Source organism: Streptomyces viridosporus T7A, assembly GCF_008704515.1.
GTDB lineage: Bacteria > Actinomycetota > Actinomycetes > Streptomycetales > Streptomycetaceae > Streptomyces > Streptomyces viridosporus.
Genome location: NZ_CP023700.1, coordinates 3,074,619 through 3,096,282 on the forward strand (window position 1 = coordinate 3,074,619; position 21,664 = coordinate 3,096,282).

Genomic DNA, 21,664 nt, shown 5'->3' on the forward strand with positions numbered 1-21,664 from the left:
CGACCCGTCACAGGTTGCTGAAGTCCGGGCCCTTCGTCCGCGTGCGCTTGAGCTCGTAGAAGCCGGGGACGGAGGCCACCGCGAGGGTGCCGTCCCACAGGCGGGCGGCCTCCTCGCCGCGGGGGGCGGGGGTGACGACCGGGCCGAAGAAGGCGATCTGCTCGCCGTCGGCGCCGGGGACCGCGATGACCGGGGTGCCGACGTCCTGGCCGACCTTGTCGATGCCCTCCTTGTGGGAGGCGCGCAGCTCGGGCTCGTACGGGGTGGAGTCCCAGTGCTCCATGAGGGACTCGGGCAGACCGACGTCCTTCAGCGCGGCGGCGACGGTCTCCTTCTCCGGGCCCTCGCCCTGGTTGTGGATACGGGTGCCGAGCGCGGTGTACAGGTCGCCGAGCACCTCGGCGCCGTGCTCCTGCTGGGCCGCGATGACCACCCGGACCGGACCCCAGGCCTTGGTCTCGAGCATCTCGCGGTACTCCTCGGGGAGCTCGTCGAGCTTGTCCTCGTTGAGGACGGCGAGGCTCATCAGACGCCAGCGGACCTTGACGTCCCGCACCTTCTCCACCTCCACCATCCAGCGGGAGGTCATCCAGGCCCAGGGGCACAGCGGGTCGAACCAGAAGTCGACGGGCGTGGCGGGGGTCTTGTCCGACATGTCGCTCCTCACGGGGGAAGGGGTCTCCCAGGGGGAACGCCGTGCCGCCTCCCGGTCATTCCCGGCTGCCCCGCGTCAGGGGCACATGGCAGGATCGGTCCTGATGATCCCCGTCGACGACGCCTGAGGAGTGCCGCCCGTGCCCGGTGAGAATCTGACCCGCGACGAGGCCCGGGAGCGGGCCGCCCTGCTGTCCGTCGACGGGTACGAGGTGTCCCTCGACCTGCGTTCGGCGATCGGCGACACCGCCGGTGACGGGCCCCGCACGTTCCGCTCCGTCACCACCCTCCGGTTCCGCTGCGCCGAGCCGGGGGCGAGCAGCTTCGCGGACCTGATCGCGCCGAGCGTGACGGCCGTCTCCCTCAACGGGCGGGACCTCGACCCCGGCGAGGTCTTCGACGGCACCCGGATCCTGCTGGAGGACCTCGCCGCCGACAACGAACTCGTCGTCGACGCCCGGTGCGCCTACTCCCGCACCGGCGAGGGCCTGCACCGCTTCGTCGACCCCGAGGACGGCGAGGTGTACCTGTACACCCAGTACGAGCCGGCCGACTCCCGCCGGGTCTTCGCGTGCTTCGAGCAGCCCGACCTCAAGGCCCCGTTCCGCTTCGAGGTGCGGGCGCCCGAGGGCTGGACGGTGTGGAGCAACGGCACGGGTGAACTCACCGACGGTGTCTGGCGGTTCGCGGAGACCAAGCCGATCTCGACGTACATCACCTGCGTGGTGGCGGGCCCGTACCACTACGTGACGGACACCTACGAGCGGGACTTCGAGGACGGCACGCGCCTGCGGATCCCGCTCGGCGCGATGTGCCGCAAGGCCCTCGCCCCGCACTTCGACGCCGACGACGTCTTCCTGGTGACCAAGCAGGGCCTGGACTTCTTCCACGACCACGTCGACTACCCGTACCCGTTCGGGAAGTACGACCAGGCGTTCGTGCCCGAGTACAACCTGGGCGCGATGGAGAACCCGGGCCTGGTGACCTTCCGGGAGGAGTTCATCTTCCGGGGCAAGGTCACGCAGGCATCCTACGAGGGCCGCGCCAACGTGATCCTGCACGAGATGGCGCACATGTGGTTCGGCGACCTGGTCACCATGGAGTGGTGGGACGACCTGTGGCTGAAGGAGTCCTTCGCCGACTTCATGGGCGCGTTCTCGCTGGTCGGCGCGACCCGCTTCACCGACGGCTGGATCACCTTCGCCAACCGCCGCAAGGCCTGGGCCTACCGCGCGGACCAGCTGCCCTCCACGCACCCGATCACCGCGGACATCCGCGACCTGCAGGACGCCAAGCTGAACTTCGACGGCATCACCTACGCCAAGGGCGCCTCGGTGCTCAAGCAACTGGTGGCCTACGTCGGCCAGGACGCGTTCCTGGAGGGCGCCCGGCGCTACTTCAAGCGCCACGCCTACGGCAACACCCGCCTCGGCGACCTGCTGTCGGTCCTGGAGGAGACCAGCGGCCGGGACATGACCGCCTGGTCGCGGGCGTGGCTGCAGACGGCCGGCGTCAACTCCCTCACCCCGCAGGTGCTGCTGGCCGCCGACGGCCGCATCGACGAGCTGGCGGTGGTGCAGGAGGCCGCCGAGTCCCACCCCGAACTGCGCCCGCACCGGGTGGCAGTGGGCCTGTACCGGCGCACGGACACCGGCGCCCTGGAGCGGTACGCGCGCGCCGAGGCGGACGTCGAGGGCGCCCGTACGGTCGTGGCGGAGCTGGCCGGGGCCGAGGCGCCCGAGCTGGTGCTGGTCAACGACGACGACCTGACGTACTGCAAGATCCGCTTCGACGAGACCTCGCTGGCCACGCTGAAGGAGCACCTGGGCGCGCTGACCGACCCCCTCGCCCGCGCCCTGTGCTGGTCGGCGCTGTGGAACCTGACCCGGGACGCGCTGCTGCCCGCTCGGCACTTCGTGGACCTGGTGCTGCGGTTCGCCGGGCGCGAGTCCGACATCGGGGTGCTCCAGATGCTGCACGCCTGGGCCGAGTCGGCGCTGGAGCACTACGCCGCACCGGCCTGGCGGGAGACCGGCGGGGCCCTGCTCGCCGAAGGCGCCCGGCGGGAGCTGGAGGAGGCCGAGCCGGGCAGCGAGCAGCAGCTGGCCTGGGCGCGCTTCTTCGCCCGGACGGCCTCCGCGCCGGGCGACCTCCAGCTCCTCCAGGACCTGCTGTCCGGCACGGCGGTGGTCGAGGGGCTCGACGTCGACCAGGAGCTGCGCTGGGCGTTCCTGGAGCCGCTGGCCGCGCACGGGGCCGCGGACGAGAAGGCCCTGGCCGAGGAGCTGGCGCGGGACGACACCGCCTCCGGCAAGCGGCACCAGGTCCGCTGTCTGGCCGCCCGCCCGTCGGCGGAGGTCAAGGCGCGGTGCTGGGCGCAGGTCGTGGAGTCGGACGCGCTGTCCAACGCGCTGGTGGAGGCGACGATCTCGGGCTTCGTCCAGGCCTCGCAGCGGGAGCTGCTCGCGCCGTACGCGGAGAAGTACTTCGCGGCGATCGAGCGGGTGTGGACCGAGCGGTCGATCCAGATCGGCATGGACGTGGTGCGGGGCCTGTTCCCCGCGCTGCAGGACTCGCAGGCGACGCTGGACGCGACGGACGCGTGGCTCGCGGCCCACGAGGACGCCGCCCCGGCGCTGCGCCGGCTGGTCCTGGAGGCCCGGGACGACCTGGCGCGGGCACTGCGCGGGCAGGCGTGCGACGCGGCGGCGGGCTGAGCCGGCCCCGGCCGGTCCCCGGGGCTTTCCCGTGAGGGGGGCGGACCTCGGCCCGCCCCCCTGACGGACCCCGTCCGCAGCCGTTGCCGAACCCGGGCATCCCGGCCGTAACCCCTGGTCCCCGCCCGGAGGGACCAGGGGTTTTCGACATCCGAACACATGTCCTTTAGTGCGGGCTTGTCCTTGTTTGTCGACGGATGTGTAACAAGGGTTCGGAGGGGCTCCTGAGGCGGGAAGTTGCCGGACATGAACCACAACACCCCGCTCTCCCCCCGTCCCCTGCACCACCTCGCCGACGGCAGCCGCCGCGTGCTGACCACCGCGCAGCTGCGCGCGCACGGCGTGTCCGCCGCCCAGGCCGCCGAGCAGTGCCGCCCCGGCGGCCCCTGGCGGCAGCTCCTGCCCGGGGTCGTCCTGCTCCACCCCGGCCCGCCGAGCAGCGCGGAGCGGCTGCACGCGGTGCTGCTGTACACGACCCGGGAGCGGACGGCAGGCGTCCCCGTCCAGCCCGGCGCCGACGGGACGCCCGCGCCCTCCTACGGGGAGGCGATGATCACCGGACCGGCCGCGCTGACCCTGCACGGCTTCACCTCCACTCCCCCGCTGCCGTCGCTGGAGACCTTCGACGTCCTGGTCCCGCGCCTGCGCCGGCTGCGCTCGACGGGCTGCGCCCGCATCGTGCGCACCTCCGACCTGCCCACGCCGGTGCGGGTGACGGTCCCCCAGGCGCCCGACTCCGTCCGAGCGGGGGGCGCCCCCGTCCCGGTGGCGCCGGTGCCGCGCGCGCTGGCCGACGCGGTGGCGGGCCTCGAGGACGCGGACACGGTCCGCCGGATGCTGACCGAGGCGGTGCGCGGCGGCCACTGCGAACCGGCCGCGGTGGTGCGGGAGCTGACCCGGGCCCGGCTGCTGAACCGGCCGCACGTGGTGGACGCGGTGGACGCGCTGCTGGCCGAGGGCCGCTCGATGGCGGAGTCCCGGCTGTACCGGATGGTGCGCGAGCACGGTCTGCCGGAACCGGTGTGGAACGTCGATCTGCGCCTGCCGGGCGGCCCCCACCTCGGCGGCCTGGACGCGTTCTGGCCGGAGCAGGCGGTGGCGCTGGAGCTGGACACCCGGGCGCCGCGCCCGGGCGGGCGGGCGGAGGACGACGCCCAGTGGTCGGAGTACGCCCGCAAGCGCGAGCACCTGGAGCGCCTCGGCATCACGGTCGTCCACCTCACCCCGCGGGGGCTGAGGGACGCGATGGAGCAGCAGGCGGCGGTGGTCCGCACGGCCCTGACGGCCTCGGCCGACCGCGATCCGGCGGCGTACGTGGTGGTGCTGCCCCGTTAGGGCGGCACCACGGCGTCGCGCAGGAGGGGAGCGGAGGGACCGCCGGGAGCCGTGCCCGGTGGTCCCTCCGCGTGCGCCCGGGGCGCGGGCGTCAGCCGCCGCAGAACTCCGCCTCGACGACCGCCTCGGTGTCCCCCGCCCAGTCGCCGTTGAAGTTGAACGCCAGGGAGTGCCGGCCGTCCCCCGTCGTGCCGGCGACGGTCCTGGAGCCGGAGATCCCGCCGCTGTGGCCCCAGATGGTCACGCCGCAGCTCAGCGTCATCCTCATCAGGCCGAGGCCGTAGTCGTGGCCGGGACCCACGGGCACCGTGGTGGTCATCTCGTCCAGTTGCTCCGGAGGGAGCAGCCGGCCCGTCAGCAGGGCGCGGTGGAAGCGGTTCAGGTCCTCGGAGTCGGAGATCATCTCGCCCGCCGCGAAGGCGCGGGACGGGTTGAGGAGCGTGACGTCGTGGGTGGGGCCCGTGACGGCCGACGCCGGCTTGGAGTAGGCGCGGCTGCTGGGCCGGGGCAGGGAGACCCGGGTGCCGGGGACCGAGGTCGCGGTCAGGTGCAGGGGCTCGATGACGCGCCGGCGGACCTCCTCCCCGTAGGGGCGGCCGGTGGCCTGCTCGATCACCAGGGCGGCCAGGACGTAGTTGGTGTTGGAGTACTCCCACTCCCCGGGGGCGCCGGGCTCGAAGGACGGCTCGTGGGCCAGGGCGACCCGCACCAGGTCCTTTGGGGCCCAGGTGTCGTAGCGGTGCTCGAAGAAGCCCTCCTCCGTGGAGTACCTCCGCTGGTAGTCCTCGTCCGCCGTGTAGTTGAAGATGCCGCTGGTGTGGTTCAGCAGCTGCCGCAGGGTGATCCGGGTGCCGTCGTGGCCGTTGCCGGTCACCAGGCCGGGCAGCCAGGTGTCGACGGTGTCGTCCAGGGACAGCCTGCCCTCCGCCTCCAGTTGCAGCAGCACCGTCGCCACGAAGGTCTTGGTGACGCTGCCGATCCGGTAGCGGTCGTGCGGGGAGCGCTCCTGCCCCGTGCGGAGGTCGCCCACTCCGGCGGTCGCCGACCAGGTGCCCCGCCGGTCCCTCACCGTCGCCGTCACCCCGGGCACGCCGGCGTCGACCGCGGCCCGCATCGCCTGGCGGGTCGCCCGGTGGTCGCCGGTGGCGCTCGCGGCTCCGGGCCCCGGGGGCGCCGCCACGGCGGGGGCCGCCAGGACCGCCGAGAGGGCCGCCGCCACCACCGCCGCCGCCGCCCGCATCCTCGTCCGCACGCGCGTGCCTCCCTGTCCCTCGGGGTGTGGTCGCAGGGAGGGACCGCGGACGGAGCCCGCGGGGTTGCCCCGGCCACGGGGGTCGACCGGTTTCAGCCCTTCCTCAGCAGCAGCTCCGTGTTGCGGTCCCCCGGGTCGCCGGCCAGGTCGGTGCGGGCGCCCGGGGCGTTGTGGGACAGCTCGCGGTAGAGGGCGGCGAGGCCGGTCGGGGAGAGATCGTCGAAGTCGGTGCGGGAGGGGGCGGCGGACTCGACGAGGGTGGTGAAGAGGGAGAGCGTGCCGTCCCTGTTGTCCACCAGCTCGACGATCCGGGCCAGGTGCGGGAAGTCGATGTGGGAGGCGGTGGAGATCTCCCAGAAGGAGCCGCCGGGCCCGGTGTGCGGGGTGACGGCGTTGCGGTGGATGTGGCCGTTGACCCAGGCCACCACGTTGCGGTGGCGGCCGAGGAGCGCGAGGACCTCCTCGCCGCCGTGGCGCCGTTCGTCGGGGCGGGCCGGGTCGCGGTGGGTGTTGGTCATCGACGTGCTGGTGTGGTGGCTGAAGACGATCGCGTGGGAGTCCTCGTGGGTGCGCAGGGTGCGCTCCAGCCAGCGCAGTTGGGCCGTGTCGAGGGAGCCCGCGTAGTGGCCGCCCGGGTGGGTGGTGTCGAGGCTGACGCCGACCACGTCGTCGGCGATGCGGAAGGCGTAGTACTGGGTGCCGGCGTCGAGGTTGTCGGCGGTGTAGCCGTGCCCGACCGGGCCGGCGCCCCGGTGCGCCGGGTCGAGGTGGGCCCGCAGGTACTCGGCGGCGGTGAAGGGGGCGCGCCGGTCGTCGGGGGTGACGGGGCGCGCGGCGCGGGCGTGGGCCGCCAGGAACTCGCCGTACCGCACGCCCTTGGGGTCCGTGGCCTTCCGGATGGCCTGCTGGAGTCTGCGCGCCTCGGCCGCGGGGACGTCCATCAGCTTCCGTCCGCCCACCGCCAGGTCGGTGAGGCGGGGGTCGTCGTGCGAGGCGTAGCAGCCGAGCGGCATCGTGTCGTGGTTGCCGACGGTGGAGTACCAGGGGAGGCCGAGGCCGGGGCTGTCCACCGGGCGGAGGGCCGCCGCGAGGAAGCCGTCCAGGTGCGGGAAGCCGAGGCGCTTGTCGGCGTCGCGGACGGCGGCGTCCGGCTGCCAGTACTGCTTCAGGCCGCTGTTCTGGACGCCCTCGTAGTGGCGCGGGTCGCCCGTGTCGGGGGTGACGCGGCCCCCGCTCATCACCGTCAGGAACCATTCCAGCTCGGAGCGGGTGTTGTTGTCCGTGTTGTCGCCGGTGGTCATCGCGAAGTGCAGCGGTGAGCCGGTGGCCGGGGCGCCCCGCAGCGCGTTGATCCGTTCCACGAGGGCGACCGCGCCCTGCACGGTGAGCGCCTCCTGCGGCCGCCAGGCGTGCACGTCGGCCGAGCGCAGGTACTCCAGCCGCAGCGGGTGCTGGACGTCGGTCAGGTGCAGATCGGTGAGCTGCACGAACGCGGTGAGCGCGGTACGGCGGTCGGCCCGGCCGGTGCGGGGCGCGGCGAGCTCGCCGCGCACCACGCGGCGCCAGCCCGGCCCGTCACCGAGGCGGCGGTAGCCCGCGGCCCCGACCGGGACGGCCGTACCGGCGAGGGTGGTGCCGCGGGTGTAGGGGGCGAGCGGGGCGGGCGGTGCCGGCCGCGAGGAGGCGGGCACGCCCTCCCCGGCCGCGGCGGCGGCCCGGCCGTCCCCGGGCCACAGGGTGTGACCGGCCCCGGCGGTGACGGCCGCCGCCCCGGCGGCGGCGAGGAGGGAACGACGGTGGAGTCCAGTGGAACCGGTGACGGAACGTAGGCGCGACATGCGCGTGTCTCCCCGGGTGCGAACGCCTCGGCAGTGGTCGCGGGGTGCCCGTCGGACGGGCGCTCCGCTCGTACCGGATGCTCGGCACCGGGGATGACCTGCGTGTGAACGAGACGGCAACGCGCAACACCGATCGCCGTACGTGGATCTCGGACCCCTCCGGGTGTCGCCGACCGCTCCCGCGCCGGTCCGGCGGCGGTCACTGCGCGTTCATCTCGCGGGGCAGGGCGGCGCCGGCCCCGCGGACCCGGACCCGGACCCGCCCCGTGCCGGGTCCGGGTCCGGGCCCGAGTGCGGGACGTCACCCCGGCGGTGTCGGGTTGGCGGGTGAGTACGCGGGGGCGGACCAGCGCAGCGGCACGGCGCGCGGAGTGTCCACGGCCTCCGTGAGGGTGAAGCGGACCCGGCGCTCGCCGCCGGACGTGAACTCGGTGCGCGCCTCGCCGGTGAGCAGGAGGGTCGCCCCCGTCGTCCAGTCCAGGAAGAGCAGTCCCGCCCGGGGGTCCACGGCCAGGTTGCCGAGGGTGAGGAACATGGCGTTGCCCGGGTAGTCGCGCCAGGTCAGCTCGGTCGGTGAGACGGTCCGGACGAAACCGGGGTTGCCGCCCCGGTGGCCGGCCTCGGCGCCGTCCTCGTGGACGGTGGCGATGAAGAAAGTGTCGGCCGAGTCGACGAACGCCCGCTGCGCGTCGGTGAGGCGGTGGGTGCGGCGGGACTCGCCCGGCTCGCGGTCGGCGACCACCTCGTACGACTCCCGCTTCTGCAGGTACTTGGGGCAGTTGGCGAACACCCGGTCCGCCTCGACCGCGAAGCCCCGGGGGGTGGGGCGCGACCGGCCGTTGAGGCGCATGCGGCGGCGGGTGCACGGATCCAGGGCGAGGGTGCCGACGTGGGTTCCGCCGGTGGCGAGGGCGGTCGCCAGCGGGTCCGCCGGACGGAGCCCGCCGGTGACCGACAGCTGCCGCGGACCCGTGGCCCGCACGAAGCCGGGGGCGCCGGCGAGCGGGGAGGCCCACACCCTGCCGGTCTCCGGGGCGGCGGCGCCGACCACCAGCAGCGGCCGGCGTTCCAGGAAGGCCGCCGCCACCGGTTTGATGCCGGGCCCGATGGACCGGCCGACGTGATCGGCGGCCTCGCGGACGCCCACGCGGTCCTGCACGGCGCGCGAGCCCGCGTGGTACACGCGCGTGGTCGTCTCCATGACTAGAAGAAACCGCAGGTCGGGGCGGTCCCGTGAGGTGCGGGGGCGCCCTCGGCGCCGCTCGGCGCCGAGATCTCCAGGCGCGTTCCGTCCGGGTCGTGGAAGAAGATGCCGCCGGACGCCGCGCCCTCGCCGTGGGCGACGACGCCCTCGTGGGCGAACGCGGTGCCGTGGGCGCGCAGGGCCTCCTCGTACTCCCTGACCCGCTCGATCGAGTCCGCCTCGAAGGCGAGGTGGTGCAGTCCGGCGCGTTCGCCGTCATACGGCCGCTCCGCCTGCTGCCAGAGCGTGAGCAGGAGGCGCTCGCCGTCGCCCAGGAACGCGTAGCGCCTGCCGTCCTCCTTGCCCTCGCCGATCAGGGGCAGGCCGAGGACGTCGCGGTAGAAGGCGAGCGAGCGGTCGAGGTCGGTGACGTTCAGGCCGGTGTGGCCGGGGCGCAGGGTCATGACAGTCCCTTCTTCGGACCCGCGGAAGGAGCGGATCTAACCGTTGAAAGTGACGTTAACGGTTAGTCGTGGGCAGCGTCAACCGCTCACGTACCCTTGACCGGTTAGCACGGAAGGGAGTCCCCCATGTCCGACCGGGACCGCGTCGACCCGCGCCCGCTCACCGGCGAGCCGCTCTCGCTCGACCTGCTCAACACCCGGTGGACGGAGGAGGGGGCCGTGCGGGACCTGCTCACCGACACCGACGGACTCGCGGTGTGGCTCGGCGCCCACGGACTGGAGGACCGGTTCGCCGCCGACGCGGCGACCCTGCGGCACACCCTCCGGGCGCGGGACGCCCTGCAAAGGGCGGTCGACGGGGCACCGGGCGAGGGCGTGGAGGCGGTCGACGCCGTGCTCGCCCACGGGCGGATCCGGGCCACCCTCACACCGGACGGGCCGGGCGAGCGGCCCGAGTTCGACGACCCGTCCTGGGGTCCCGCCTGGCTCGCCGCCCGCGACTACCTCCGCCTGCTCGACACCGCGCCCGACCGGATCCGCGGCTGCGCCCACGAGGCGTGCGTCCTGCACTTCTTCGACACCTCGCGGAACGGGACCCGCCGTTGGTGCTCCATGGCGGCCTGCGGCAACCGGGCGAAGGCGTCCCGTCATTACGCGCGCACGAAGGACGCCTGAGGCGCAAAAGGCTCCTGAGGGACGGGCGGGCGGCGCCCGGCCCACCGCCGACACCGCCGCCCACCGGACGACTTGTCGGTTTCGGGCGCCATCTCCCCAAAAATGCACCGGGGGTTTTCCCCATACATCCATTTCGATTCGGTCAACCCTCCCCGAACACCAGTCCCTTGCGTAAGGCTCGGCGATCATCCGGGTTCACCTCCCGGACCGTCGCGGCCAGGGTCGATCGGCTCCGGTCGCGTCACGACCGTTCCTTACCTCCAAGGGATGCCGATGACCCACACCTCCCAGCGCGCCCCGATATCGGGCGCGAGACGCGTGGCCCGTGTCGCCGTGGCCGCCGGTCTCGTCGCCGCGCTCTCCGCGGCCGGCCCGATACCCCTGGCCCTCGCCGCCGACGCGCCGCCCGTCGCGCCCCTCGACGGTGACGTCAAGTCCGCGCACGACAAGCTCGGTTCGAAGGACGCGGACCTGCTCGCCGAGGCCAAGGCCGAGGGCGCCGAGCACATCACCATGATGATCGCCACCGCGCCCGGGAAGACCGAGCAGGTCGCCGCGCAACTGGACGCGGTCAAGGGCGGTTCGGTCGGCCGGACCCACGACGCGCTCGGCTACGTCCGCGCCACCGTCCCCACCGCCAAGGCGGACGCGGCCATCGCCGCCGCCGCCAAGCTCTCCTCCGTGCACGGCATCGACCTGCGCGAGGAGATCCCGCTGGACGACCCGACGCCGGGCGCGGACACCACCAAGGGCGCGAGCGGCAAGGCGGGCAAGGGCGGCGCCTCCTACCCGGCGCCCGACCGGCGGACCCCCGCGAAGAACCCGTACAACCCGTCCTTCGAGACCGGTGCGGTCGACTTCGTCCGGGACAACCCGAAGGCGGACGGCCGCGGCATCACCATCGGCATCCTCGACTCCGGTGTCGACCTCGGCCACCCGGCGCTGCAGAAGACCACCACCGGCGAGCGCAAGATCGTCGACTGGGTGACGGCGACCGACCCGATCGTGGACGGCGACCGGACCTGGCGCCCGATGGTCTCCTCCGTCTCCGGATCGACCTTCACCTACGACGGCAGGACCTGGAAGGCCCCGGCCGGCTCGTACCGGATCAGCACCTTCCTGGAGTCGTACACCACCGGCGGCGACGCGAACGGCGACGCCAACCGCGACGGCGACACCACCGACTCCTGGGGCGTGCTCTACGACCCGGCGGCCGGCACGGTCCGCGTGGACCTGAACAACAACTTCGACTTCTCCGACGACACCCCGATGAAGCCGTACAAGGACGGCTTCCAGGTCGGGTACTTCGGCACCGACGACCCGAAGACCGACGTCGTCGAGCGCCAGCCGTTCGTCGTGGAGATCCGCAAGGACGTCCCGATGGACCCCTACGGGGGCAACTGGGTCGGCAAGAAGGCCGACTTCGTCAACATCGGCGTCATCGAGGGCTCGCACGGCTCGCACGTCGCCGGCATCACCGCCGCCCACGGCCTGTTCGGCGGCAAGATGAACGGCGCCGCCCCCGGCGCGAAGATCGTCTCCTCCCGCGCCTGCACCTGGAGCGGCGGCTGCACCAGCGTCGCGCTCACCGAGGGCATGATCGACCTCGTCACCAACCGCGGCGTGGACATCGTCAACATGTCCATCGGCGGCCTGCCGGCGCTGAACGACGGCAACAACGCCCGCGCCGAGCTCTACACCCGTCTGATCGACACCTACGGCGTCCAGCTGGTGATCTCCGCGGGCAACTCCGGCCCCGGCGCCAACACCATCGGCGACCCGTCGCTCGCCGACAAGGTCATCTCGGTCGGCGCCACCATCTCCAAGGAGACCTGGGCCGCCAACTACGGCTCCGAGGTGAAGAAGAAGTACGCCATGATGCCCTTCTCCTCGCGCGGCCCGCGTGAGGACGGCGGCTTCACCCCGACGCTGGTCGCCCCCGGCGCCGCGATCAACACCATCCAGACCTGGTCGCCGGGCGCCCCGGTCGCCGAGGCGGGCTACGGCCTCCCGGCCGGCTACGGCATGCTCCAGGGCACCTCGATGGCCTCCCCGCAGGCCACCGGCGCCGCCGCGCTGCTGCTGTCGGCCGCGAAGCAGAAGGGCATCGACCTGACGCCCGCGAAGCTGCGCACCGCCCTCACCTCCACCGCCGAGCACATCAGCGGCGTGCAGGCCTACGAGGAGGGCGCCGGCCTCATCGACATCGAGGACGCCTGGAAGGCGATCCGCTCCGGTGCCGCCGCGCACACCTACACGGTCAAGGCCCCGGTCGACACCGCGATCGACCAGTTCCTGAAGACCCCGGGCTTCGGCACCGGCCTCTACGACCGCGAGGGCGGCCTCAAGGCCGGCCAGAAGAAGACGTACGACATCACCCTCACCCGTACGTCCGGTCCCGACCGCGCGGTCCGGCACAGGATCGGCCTCGAGAACAACGCCGGCAACACCTTCCGCATCGTCGGCGGCAAGACCGTCGCGCTGCCGCTGAACAAGCCGGTCACCGTCAAGGTCCAGGCCGCGCCCGGCTCGGCCGGCCTCAAGAGCGCCATCCTGGAGGTCGACGACCCGAGCACCAAGGGCGTGGACCGGCAGATCCTGACCACCGTGGTCGTCTCCGCCCCGCTCCAGCACACCTTCTCCGCCCAGGGCTCGGTGCAGCGCAACAGCACCACCTCCTACTTCGTCACCGTGCCCGAGGGCGCGAAGACGCTGGAGATCGCGCTGGGCGGGCTGAAGGGCACGAGCCAGACCCGGTTCATCGCCATCCACCCGTACGGCGTCCCGGCCGACCCGACGTCGACGGTCAACTGCTACCCGAACTACACCAACCCGGCCAACACCTGCCGCCCCGACCTGCGTTCGTACGCGAACCCGCAGCCGGGCGTCTGGGAGATCGAGGTCGAGTCGCGCCGCACCTCGCCGCTGCTCGACAACCCGTACCGGCTGGACGTCGCCGTCCTCGGCGCGGCCTTCGACCCGGAGACCGTGACCGTGCCCGAGGCGAAGGTCGACACCCCCGCCGCCGTCTCCTGGAAGGTGACGAACGCGTTCGCCGCCCTGGACGGCAAGCTGGTGGGCGGCCCGCTCGGCTCGTCCAAGACCGACCGGCCGGCCATCAGGACCGGTGAGACGCACACCACCACGGTGGAGGTGCCCGAGGGCGCCCAGTCGCTCGACGTGGCCATCGGCAACGTCACCGACGCCGCCGCCGACCTGGACCTGGCGGTCTACGACCAGAGCGGCAAGCGGGTCGCCCAGTCCGCCGACGGCGACTCGGAGGAGGCGGTGTCCATCGCCAAGCCGGCCGCCGGTACGTACACCGTCGAGGTCGTGGGCTACTCCGTCCCGGCCGGTTCCACGGACTACGACTACCGGGACGTGTTCTTCTCCGCCTCGCTCGGCACCGTCACCGTCGACGGCTCCGCGCCGGTGAAGCTCGGCACCGGTGCCTCGGCCACCGTCTCCGGCCAGGTCACCGCCGCCGCGGCGGCTCCCGAGGGCCGTGCGTTCTTCGGGCAGGTCCAGCTGGTCAACGCGCGCGGCACGGTCGCGGGCGTCGGCAGCGTGGCGATCGAGAAGGTCGTTCCGTAAGGGAACGACCGGCACACCGGGGGCGGGCGTCCGTACGGGCGCCCGCCCCTTCGCCGTGCGCCGTCGTTCAGCCGCAGTCCAGGGTCCGCGCCTCGGGGAGCGCGGCGGTGATCCGGGACCGCTCCGGGGCGATGTCCTCCTCCCCGACGACCACCGTGTCCGGCTGGTCGCCCACGGGGGGCAGGCCGATCATCACCCGGTCGCCCCCGTGCAGCCGGGGCCGCCCGGCCACGTCCAGCACGAAGGTGACCCGGTCCCCGCTCTCTCCCTTGTAGGAGCGGGTCACCTCGAGCGTGATCCGCTCCCGGCCGGAGTCCGGCACCGGCCGCACGGCCAGCACGGTGCCCTCGGCGACGAGGCGGGCGCAGGCGAGGTAGTGGGGGTCGCCGAAGGCGCCGCCGCCTCCCCGTTCGTCGGCCGCGGAGTCCGACGCCGCCTCCGCCTTGCCGGCCGCCGCGTCGGGCGCTCCCCCGCCCTGGGCCACGAGCCAGCCGCCCACGCCCACGACCAGGGTGGCGGCCGCCGCCGCGGCCAGCGCGCCGAGGGCCGCTTTCAGCGGGCGGCGGGCCCGGTGCGGGCCCCGGGAGCCCCGGGAGCCCCGAGGGCCCCGGGGACGGGGGGAACGGGGCCTCAGCGGCGCGTGGGGGGCCGGCCGGCCCCCTGCCCCGTCCCCCGCCGTCCCCTCCCCGGGATCCGCGCCGGCCGGGGACCGCGCCTCCGCGCCCGGCCGCCCCGCCCCGTCGCCGGGCTCCGGCCGCTTCCCGGGCCGGGCGGCCCCGCCTCGCCCCGCCGGCTCGCCGTCCTCCGTACCGGTGGGGACGGAGGACGGCGTCCCGACCGGGGCGGCGAGCGCGTCCCCGATCAGCGCCAGCTGCTCCCGCAGGACCGCCAGGTCGGCGGCGGCGGCACCGTGCGCGGCCAGGAACGCCGGGTCCCGCCGGGCCCCCACGGGCAGCGGCTCGTCCAGGATCGCGGCCATCAGGGCGTCCGTGCCGTCGTCCTCGGAGCCGCCGTACCCGATGCCGCCGTGCTCCGTGCCGTCGTGCCCGGTGCCGTCGTGCCCGGTGCCGTCCCGTGCGGTGCCGTCGTGCGCACTGCCGTCGTACGCGCCGTGTCCGGCGCCCGGCTGTCCGAGGTCCCGGAGGTCCCGGTCGTCGTCGTGGGCGGTCACGTCACACCACCTCGTCCTCGTGCAGCCGGGCGCGCAGGGCCCGTACCGCCGTGTGCAGCCTGCTCTTGACCGTGCCCTCCGGAACGCCGAGCTGCTCGGCGATGGAGCGCACCGGCAGGTCGGCGTAGAAGCGCAGCACCACGACCTGGCGCTGGGCGTCGGGCAGCTCGTCCAGGCCGCGGGCGACGGCGAGGGAGAGCAGGCTGGTCTCCTCGCCGGAGGGGTGGTCCGCCGGGCGCAGCGCGGCCAGGCGCTCACCCAGCCGCTCCTGGCGGCGCCTGGCCCGGTGCCAGTCCATGGCGAGGTTGGAGGCGACCACCGCCGCCCACGCCGAGACGTCCCGCGGCGCCTCGCGGCCGCTCGCGGCGCGCTCCAGCAGCCGCAGGCGGACCTGCTGCACCCCGTCCGGCAGGTCCGCCTGCGGTACCCCGCCCAGGGCGAGCACCGCCCGCACCCGGCGCTCCTGCGCCGCGTCCAGCGGGTCGTCGTCGGCGACGTACGGCCCCCGTCCGCGCCGGATCCTTCCGCGCAGCACCGGCCACCCCCTCACACTGTTTCCCCTACGACGCCACTGCCGCCCGGAACGTTCACCCGGGCCCTCCGGGCCCCGCCGAGGCGTACGTCACATCTCCGTGTGGCCGAGGGCCGACCGGGCAGGGGACCTTGCGGTCCGGGGGCCCCAGAGGCTGAATTTCTGCAGTTCAGGGTGGTTGCGGCCGAAGGTCCGCAACCGGCGGTCACGGCCGGTCCGTCCCACTTCGCGGGCAGAACGCGCAAAGGATTGGACAGGCGGGCCGTGGTCGGCCGCATGATGGAAGAGCCTCGGCCAGGCAATCAGGAACGTACAGAGACGCAGTAGGGAGTCGCCGTGAGGGTCGGAATCGTCGGAGCCACCGGTCAGGTGGGCACGGTCATGCGCAGGATCCTCAAGGAGCGGAACTTCCCGGTCACCGAGCTGCGCCTGTTCGCCTCGGCCCGCTCGGCGGGCACGGAGCTGGACGGCGTGACGGTGGAGGACGCGTCGACCGCCGACTACACCGGCCTGGACATCGTGCTGTTCTCCGCGGGCGGCGCCACCTCGAAGGCGCTGGCCGAGAAGGTCGCCGCGCAGGGCCCGGTCGTGATCGACAACTCCTCCGCCTGGCGCAAGGACCCCGAGGTCCCCCTCGTCGTCTCCGAGGTGAACCCGCACGCCATCGCCGACCGCCCCAAGGGCATCATCGCCAACCCGAACTGCACGACGATGGCCGCGATGCCGGTCCTGCGTCCGCTGCACGCCGAGGCGGGCCTCGAGGCCCTGGTCGTCGCCACCTACCAGGCGGTGTCCGGCTCCGGCCTCGCGGGCGTCGCGGAGCTGCACGACCAGACCCGGAAGGTGGTCGACGAGGCCGACAAGCTGGTCCACGACGGCGGGGCGGTCGACTTCCCCGAGCCCGGCGTCTACCAGCGTCCCATCGCCTTCAACGTGCTGCCCCTCGCCGGCAACCTCGTCGACGACGGTCTGAACGAGACCGACGAGGAGCAGAAGCTGCGCAACGAGTCCCGCAAGATCCTGGAGATCCCCGACCTCAAGGTCTCCGGCACCTGTGTGCGCGTCCCGGTCTTCTCCGGTCACTCCCTCCAGGTCAACGCCCGCTTCGCCCGCCCGATCAGCCCCGAGCGCGCGACCGAGCTGCTGGCCGAGGCCCCCGGGGTCGCCCTCGCCGACATCCCCACCCCGCTGCAGGCCGCCGGCCAGGACCCGTCCTACGTGGGCCGCGTCCGCCGCGACGAGACGGTGGACAACGGGCTCGCGCTGTTCATCTCCAACGACAACCTCCGCAAGGGCGCGGCGCTGAACGCCGTGCAGATCGCGGAGCTGGTGGCGCAGGAGCTCACCGCCGCGAAGTGAGCTGACCGACCTCCCGTACGCGTCCCCGGGGCGGCCGCCTGCACGCAGGTGGCCGCCCCGGCGTCCGTGTGCGGGCGTGTCCCGGCGTCCCCGCGGGCGCCCCGGTCAGACCCGCCGCACCTCGTACAGGAAGCAGCCGTACTCCACGGCCCGCACGTGCACCAGCGCCACCCCGGGGTCGGCGAAGGCCTCCGTGAGGGCGGGTGCGAAGTCCTCCGGCGCTTCGACCAGCCGTCCGCCCAGGATGCGGCCGTCGGCGGAGTAGCGGCGCAGGACGCGGTGGGCGCGGGTGAAGGGCAGGGCGTCGCCCTGCGGGCCCGCGCACTCCTCGGCGTGCAGGAAGACCGGCCCCTGCTCGTCGTACGCGCCCGGGTCGGCGCCCGTCTGTGCCGCCCAGCGGCGCAGGGGGGCGTAGGAGACGAGGGCGATGGGCTCACCGGGCTCGCTGCGGCGCAGACAGCAGCGGAGCGGGGCGCCGCCCTCCTCGTCGGTGCGGGAGACCATGGGCCGCCCCGCGTCGTCCAGGGCGCGCAGCTCCTTCAGGACGGGGGCGGTGATCGGACGTGCGGTGTACGTGGTCATCCCCCCAGGCTCGTACCCGGCGGGCCACGCCACCGGCGGAATACGGACATCGCGTCGGTGCAGGTCCCGTGGAAGGATGACGCAACCGACACATCACGAGGAGATGACCGCGTGCCTGGCACAAACCTGACTCGCGAAGAGGCGCAGCAGCGGGCGAAGCTGCTGACCGTTGACTCGTACGAGATCGATCTCGATCTCTCCGGCGCGCAGGAGGGCGGCACCTACCGGTCCGTGACCACGGTGCGCTTCGACGTCGCCGAGAACGGCGCGGAGTCCTTCATCGACCTGGTGGCTCCCACCGTGCACGAGGTGATCCTCAACGGGGACCCCCTCGACCCCGCCGAGGTCTTCGCGGACTCCCGCATCGCCCTGCCCGGCCTGCTGCAGGGCCGCAACGTCCTGCGGGTGAGCGCCGACTGCGCGTACACCAATACGGGTGAGGGTCTGCACCGGTTCGTCGACCCGGTCGACGACCAGGCGTACCTGTACACCCAGTTCGAGGTGCCGGACGCCCGGCGCGTCTTCGCGAGCTTCGAGCAGCCGGACCTCAAGGCGACGTTCCAGTTCACCGTGAAGGCGCCGGAGGGCTGGACCGTCATCTCCAACTCGCCGACGCCCGAGCCCCGGGAGAACGTCTGGGTGTTCGAGCCGACGCCGCGCATCTCGACGTACATCACGGCGCTGATCGTCGGCCCGTACCACAGCGTGCACAGCGTCTACGAGAAGGACGGCCGGTCCGTCCCGCTCGGCATCTACTGCCGTCCCTCGCTCGCCGAGTTCCTCGACGCGGACGCGATCTTCGAGGTCACCCGGCAGGGCTTCGACTGGTTCCAGGAGAAGTTCGACTACGCGTACCCCTTCGAGAAGTACGACCAGCTGTTCGTGCCGGAGTTCAACGCGGGCGCGATGGAGAACGCGGGCGCGGTCACCATCCGCGACCAGTACGTCTTCCGCTCGAAGGTGACCGACGCGGCGTACGAGGTGCGCGCGGAGACCATCCTGCACGAGCTGGCCCACATGTGGTTCGGCGACCTGGTCACCATGGAGTGGTGGAACGACCTGTGGCTGAACGAGTCGTTCGCCACCTACACCTCCATCGCCTGCCAGGCCGCGGCGCCCGGCTCGCGCTGGCCGCACTCGTGGACGACGTTCGCGAACTCCATGAAGACCTGGGCCTACCGCCAGGATCAGCTGCCGTCCACGCACCCGATCATGGCCGACATCCGCGACCTGGACGACGTGCTGGTCAACTTCGACGGCATCACGTACGCCAAGGGCGCCTCCGTCCTCAAGCAGCTCGTCGCCTACGTCGGCGAGGACGCGTTCTTCCGCGGCGTGCAGGCGTACTTCAAGCGCCACGCGTACGGCAACACGCGCCTGTCCGACCTGCTGGGCGCCCTGGAGGAGACCTCCGGCCGCGATCTGAAGACCTGGTCGAAGAAGTGGCTGGAGACGGCCGGCATCAACGTCCTGCGCCCGGAGATCGAGACGGACGCCGAGGGCGTCGTCACCTCCTTCGCCATCCGCCAGGAGGCCCCCGCGCTGCCCGCCGGCGCCCAGGGCGAGCCGACCCTGCGCCCGCACCGGATCGCCGTCGGCGCCTACGACCTCGACGCCGACGGCAGGCTGGTGCGCGGCGAGCGCGTCGAGCTGGACGTCGACGGCGAGCTGACGCAGGTCCCGCAGCTCGTCGGCAAGCGCCGCCCGGCGGTCGTCCTCCTCAACGACGACGACCTGTCCTACGCCAAGGTCCGCCTGGACGAGCAGTCCCTCGCCTTCGTCACCGAGCACCTCGGCGACTTCGCGGAGTCCCTGCCCCGCGCCCTGTGCTGGGCCTCGGCCTGGGACATGACCCGGGACGCGGAGCTGGCCACCCGCGACTACCTCTCCCTGGTCCTGTCGGGCATCGGCAAGGAGTCCGACATCGGCGTCGTGCAGTCGCTGCACCGCCAGGTGAAGCTGGCGGTCGACCTGTACGCCGACCCGGCCGCCCGCGAGGCGCTGCTGACCCGCTGGACCGACGCCACGCTGGCCCACCTGCGGTCCGCCGAACCCGCGAGCGACCACCAGCTCGCCTGGGCGCGGGCGTTCGCGGCGACGGCCCGCACCCCGGAGCAGCTCGACCTGCTGGAGGGTCTGCTGGCGGGGACGCAGACCGTCGAGGGCCTGGCCGTGGACACCGAGCTGCGCTGGGCGTTCGTGCAGCGCCTGGCGGCGGTGGGCCGGTACGACGAGGCGGAGATCGCCGGCGAGTACGAGCGGGACCGGACGGCGGCCGGCGAACGCCACGCCACCACCGCCCGCGCCGCCCGTCCGACCGAGGAGGCCAAGGCGGAGGCGTGGGCGTCGGTCATCGACTCCGACAAGCTGCCCAACGCCCTCCAGGAGGCGGTCATCGCCGGCTTCGTCCAGACCGACCAGCGCGAGCTGCTGGCGCCGTACACGGACCGGTACTTCGAGGTGCTGAAGGGCGTCTGGGAGTCCCGCTCGCACGAGATGGCCCAGCAGATCGCCGTCGGCCTCTACCCCGCGATCCAGATCTCCGGCGACACCCTCGACAAGACGGACGCCTGGCTGGCCTCCGCCGAGCCGAGCGCGGCCCTGCGCCGCCTGGTCTCGGAGTCCCGTGCGGGCGTGGAACGCGCCCTGCGCGCCCAGGCCGCGGACGCGGCGGCCTCCGCGTAACCGCCCGTACGGCGTGAGGGGCGCCCGGTGCTACACCGGGCGCCCTCCGCGTTCCCTCAGGGCACCGACGAAGGCGGCGAACGCGGGGGCGGGGACGGAGAGGGTGCCGTGGGAGGGGTTCTTGGAGTCGCGGATGGCTATGCGGGGGTGGCGGAGGGCTACTTCGACGCAGGCGTTGCCTTCGCCACCTCCGGAGTAGGACGACTTCTTCCAAATGCCAGGGGTAGCCATCGCGGACCTCACAGCTCTTTCGCCAGCCGGTGGATGAAATCACGGGAACGCCCAGGCCCGAGCGCCACCGATTCCAGCTTACGGAAGAGCGTTCGAAAGCGGTGGAGCTGAGCTTCGGCATCGATGAACACCGTCCCGTGAGGCCCGTCGCGCACGACTGTGTCCAGCGCGGGAACGGCACCGCCGGCATACACCATGGTGCTTCCCGCCCCACCGAAGCCGTCCACGTCGAAAGGAATGACGCGTACGCTGACGTGGCTCAGCTCGGACATCTCCAGGATTCGCCGCAGTTGAGCCCTCGCCTGGGCGCGGTCCCCGACCCTGATCCGCAGCGCAGCTTCATGGACCACCGCCTCGTATGGGACCGGCTCCGGTCCTTCGATGATGACTTGGCGCCGCAGGCGGTGCTCCACCCGGTGATCCACCTCCTCCTCCGGGAACTCGGGGTTCACGTACGAGAAGAGGGCGCGAGCGTAGGCCTCGGTCTGCAAGAGCCCCGGAACATGCAGGAAGTCCACGTCCCAACGGAAGCGGGCATGGTGCTCCAGTTCCGAGAGATCAAGGAAGGGGTGGGGCAGTGAGCCCCGGTACTCCTCCCACCAGCCACGCGTCCGATCGGCGGCCATGACCACCAGAGCTGAGATCAACTCCTCGTCGTCACAGGCGTAGTGGGCAACGAGCCGCCGCAGGCGCTCTTCACTCACTCCTGCGACGCCGGACTCGATCTGGCTCATCTGTACGGAGTTCACCCCGAGCAGGCTCGCCGCCTCGGTCGCTTTCAGCCCGGCGGCCTCTCGCAGTTTCCGCAGTTCGGCACCCAGCCGCTCCTGACGTGCCGTGGGCTGCCGTCTGGGCGGCATGGCCTCCTCCTCTCAACGGCCGCGACAGAGCGACTCGTTCGGGGTCAGATTACGCGACAGACTTGAGGAGTAATAAATTTATGCCCTACCGTCGGTGACAGGTCGCACACGCTGCACACCCAAAGGTGCCGGAAGTGCACCGCTCCGCCCTGCCGTGACGGAGTGGCAATGACACCGTCACCCACAACCGCAGCGCTCTCCCCCTCACTCGACAGGAGTCCGCATGCCCGAAACCGAACCCTGGGAGTACTCCCTGCACATGCGGACCCGTCACCGCCCGAGCCGCCGCAACCCTTCACCCCGGACTGGGAACGGGAGGACGGCCGGGGTCTGGCCCTGGTACGCGCCTGCGCCGACGTCTGGGGCTGGCAACCGCTGACCAGGGACGGCAACCGGGGCAAGTACGTGTGGTGCGAACTGGGCGCCGCTTAGGGCTTGTCCGGTCGCTCCCGCGCGGAGCCGGACGACGAGGGCTGCTGCGGTTGCGGTGCCGAGGAAGGCGCAGCAGCACTCGTCGTAGCGGGTGGCGAGC

Annotated in this window: 16 protein-coding genes and 1 pseudogene; 7 read left to right on the plus strand and 10 right to left on the minus strand. The window is 73.0% G+C overall.

All coding sequences use genetic code 11. The annotated features are described in order from the left end of the window. Positions 1–7: 7 nt before the first annotated feature. Complete coding sequence (locus tag CP969_RS14285; RefSeq protein ID WP_004988091.1) at positions 8–655, minus strand: mycothiol-dependent nitroreductase Rv2466c family protein; 648 nt, start codon at positions 653–655, stop codon at positions 8–10. 139 nt (positions 656–794) lie between these two features. On the opposite strand from CP969_RS14285, the gene pepN (CP969_RS14290) reads away from it, so the two are divergent. Further along, a complete protein-coding gene (gene pepN / locus CP969_RS14290; RefSeq protein WP_016826263.1) occupies positions 795–3,371 on the plus strand; it encodes an aminopeptidase N in 2,577 nt (858 codons plus the stop codon). 246 nt (positions 3,372–3,617) lie between these two features. Then, entirely contained in the window at positions 3,618–4,706 is a 1,089-nt protein-coding gene (locus tag CP969_RS14295; protein WP_016826262.1) for a hypothetical protein, read from the plus strand. Positions 4,707–4,797: 91 nt separating this feature from the next. On the opposite strand, the gene CP969_RS14300 is transcribed toward CP969_RS14295, so the two are convergent. From CP969_RS14300 to CP969_RS14315, 4 genes are all read right to left on the minus strand, one after another. Next, complete coding sequence (locus CP969_RS14300) at positions 4,798–5,958, minus strand: serine hydrolase domain-containing protein (protein WP_150474929.1); 1,161 nt, start codon at positions 5,956–5,958, stop codon at positions 4,798–4,800. Positions 5,959–6,050: 92 nt separating this feature from the next. Next, entirely contained in the window at positions 6,051–7,796 is a 1,746-nt protein-coding gene (locus tag CP969_RS14305) for a TIGR03767 family metallophosphoesterase (RefSeq protein ID WP_016826260.1), read from the minus strand. 301 nt (positions 7,797–8,097) lie between these two features. Beyond that, the gene (locus CP969_RS14310) at positions 8,098–8,997 is read right to left on the minus strand and encodes a pyridoxamine 5'-phosphate oxidase family protein (RefSeq protein ID WP_016826259.1); all 900 of its coding nucleotides are present in this window, start codon (positions 8,995–8,997) and stop codon (positions 8,098–8,100) included. Positions 8,998–8,999: 2 nt separating this feature from the next. Beyond that, positions 9,000–9,443 (minus strand): VOC family protein, encoded by a 444-nt coding sequence (locus CP969_RS14315; RefSeq protein ID WP_004988079.1) that lies wholly within the window; start codon positions 9,441–9,443, stop codon positions 9,000–9,002. Positions 9,444–9,569: 126 nt separating this feature from the next. On the opposite strand from CP969_RS14315, the gene CP969_RS14320 reads away from it, so the two are divergent. Then, entirely contained in the window at positions 9,570–10,118 is a 549-nt protein-coding gene (locus CP969_RS14320; protein ID WP_016826258.1) for a CGNR zinc finger domain-containing protein, read from the plus strand. Between the two features lie 273 nt (positions 10,119–10,391). Then, complete coding sequence (locus CP969_RS14325) at positions 10,392–13,712, plus strand: S8 family serine peptidase (RefSeq protein WP_016826257.1); 3,321 nt, start codon at positions 10,392–10,394, stop codon at positions 13,710–13,712. Between the two features lie 67 nt (positions 13,713–13,779). On the opposite strand, the gene CP969_RS14330 is transcribed toward CP969_RS14325, so the two are convergent. Continuing rightward, complete coding sequence (locus CP969_RS14330) at positions 13,780–14,883, minus strand: hypothetical protein (RefSeq protein WP_223887075.1); 1,104 nt, start codon at positions 14,881–14,883, stop codon at positions 13,780–13,782. A gap of 1 nt (position 14,884) precedes the next feature. Beyond that, on the minus strand, positions 14,885–15,418 hold the full coding sequence (locus CP969_RS14335; RefSeq protein ID WP_016826256.1) for an RNA polymerase sigma factor: 534 nt from the start codon (positions 15,416–15,418) through the stop codon (positions 14,885–14,887). Positions 15,419–15,751: 333 nt separating this feature from the next. Between CP969_RS14335 and CP969_RS14340 the strand changes: the two genes are divergently transcribed. Continuing rightward, the gene (locus CP969_RS14340) at positions 15,752–16,774 is read left to right on the plus strand and encodes an aspartate-semialdehyde dehydrogenase (RefSeq protein WP_016826255.1); all 1,023 of its coding nucleotides are present in this window, start codon (positions 15,752–15,754) and stop codon (positions 16,772–16,774) included. 105 nt (positions 16,775–16,879) lie between these two features. On the opposite strand, the gene CP969_RS14345 is transcribed toward CP969_RS14340, so the two are convergent. Next, positions 16,880–17,356 (minus strand): DUF1203 domain-containing protein, encoded by a 477-nt coding sequence (locus tag CP969_RS14345; RefSeq protein ID WP_016826254.1) that lies wholly within the window; start codon positions 17,354–17,356, stop codon positions 16,880–16,882. A 111-nt stretch (positions 17,357–17,467) separates the two neighbouring features. Between CP969_RS14345 and pepN (CP969_RS14350) the strand changes: the two genes are divergently transcribed. Further along, positions 17,468–20,041 (plus strand): aminopeptidase N, encoded by a 2,574-nt coding sequence (pepN, locus tag CP969_RS14350; RefSeq protein WP_004988064.1) that lies wholly within the window; start codon positions 17,468–17,470, stop codon positions 20,039–20,041. Between the two features lie 30 nt (positions 20,042–20,071). Here pepN (CP969_RS14350) and CP969_RS14355 read toward each other — a convergent pair whose 3' ends face one another. Further along, positions 20,072–20,272, minus strand: a complete 201-nt coding sequence (locus CP969_RS14355) for a DUF397 domain-containing protein (RefSeq protein ID WP_078495528.1) — start codon at positions 20,270–20,272, stop codon at positions 20,072–20,074. 8 nt (positions 20,273–20,280) lie between these two features. Further along, a complete protein-coding gene (locus CP969_RS14360) occupies positions 20,281–21,132 on the minus strand; it encodes a helix-turn-helix domain-containing protein (protein WP_004988060.1) in 852 nt (283 codons plus the stop codon). 261 nt (positions 21,133–21,393) lie between these two features. Here CP969_RS14360 and CP969_RS33820 point away from each other — a divergent pair. After that, a pseudogene (locus CP969_RS33820) lies at positions 21,394–21,564 on the plus strand (ATP-binding protein); the annotation flags it as partial. Positions 21,565–21,664 lie beyond the last annotated feature (100 nt).

What these genes read in the sequence shown, in the direction of transcription:
- CP969_RS14315 (WP_004988079.1), bottom strand. Translation starts at nt 9,443, where the DNA reads ATGACCCTGCGCCCCGGCCACACCGGCCTGAACGTCACCGACCTCGAC.
- CP969_RS14360 (WP_004988060.1), bottom strand. Translation starts at nt 21,132, where the DNA reads ATGCCGCCCAGACGGCAGCCCACGGCACGTCAGGAGCGGCTGGGTGCC.
- CP969_RS14305 (WP_016826260.1), bottom strand. Translation starts at nt 7,796, where the DNA reads ATGTCGCGCCTACGTTCCGTCACCGGTTCCACTGGACTCCACCGTCGT.
- CP969_RS14345 (WP_016826254.1), bottom strand. Translation starts at nt 17,356, where the DNA reads ATGACCACGTACACCGCACGTCCGATCACCGCCCCCGTCCTGAAGGAG.
- CP969_RS14355 (WP_078495528.1), bottom strand. Translation starts at nt 20,272, where the DNA reads ATGGCTACCCCTGGCATTTGGAAGAAGTCGTCCTACTCCGGAGGTGGC.
- CP969_RS14285 (WP_004988091.1), bottom strand. Translation starts at nt 655, where the DNA reads ATGTCGGACAAGACCCCCGCCACGCCCGTCGACTTCTGGTTCGACCCG.
- CP969_RS14325 (WP_016826257.1), top strand. Translation starts at nt 10,392, where the DNA reads ATGACCCACACCTCCCAGCGCGCCCCGATATCGGGCGCGAGACGCGTG.
- CP969_RS14310 (WP_016826259.1), bottom strand. Translation starts at nt 8,997, where the DNA reads ATGGAGACGACCACGCGCGTGTACCACGCGGGCTCGCGCGCCGTGCAG.
- CP969_RS14320 (WP_016826258.1), top strand. Translation starts at nt 9,570, where the DNA reads ATGTCCGACCGGGACCGCGTCGACCCGCGCCCGCTCACCGGCGAGCCG.
- CP969_RS14295 (WP_016826262.1), top strand. Translation starts at nt 3,618, where the DNA reads ATGAACCACAACACCCCGCTCTCCCCCCGTCCCCTGCACCACCTCGCC.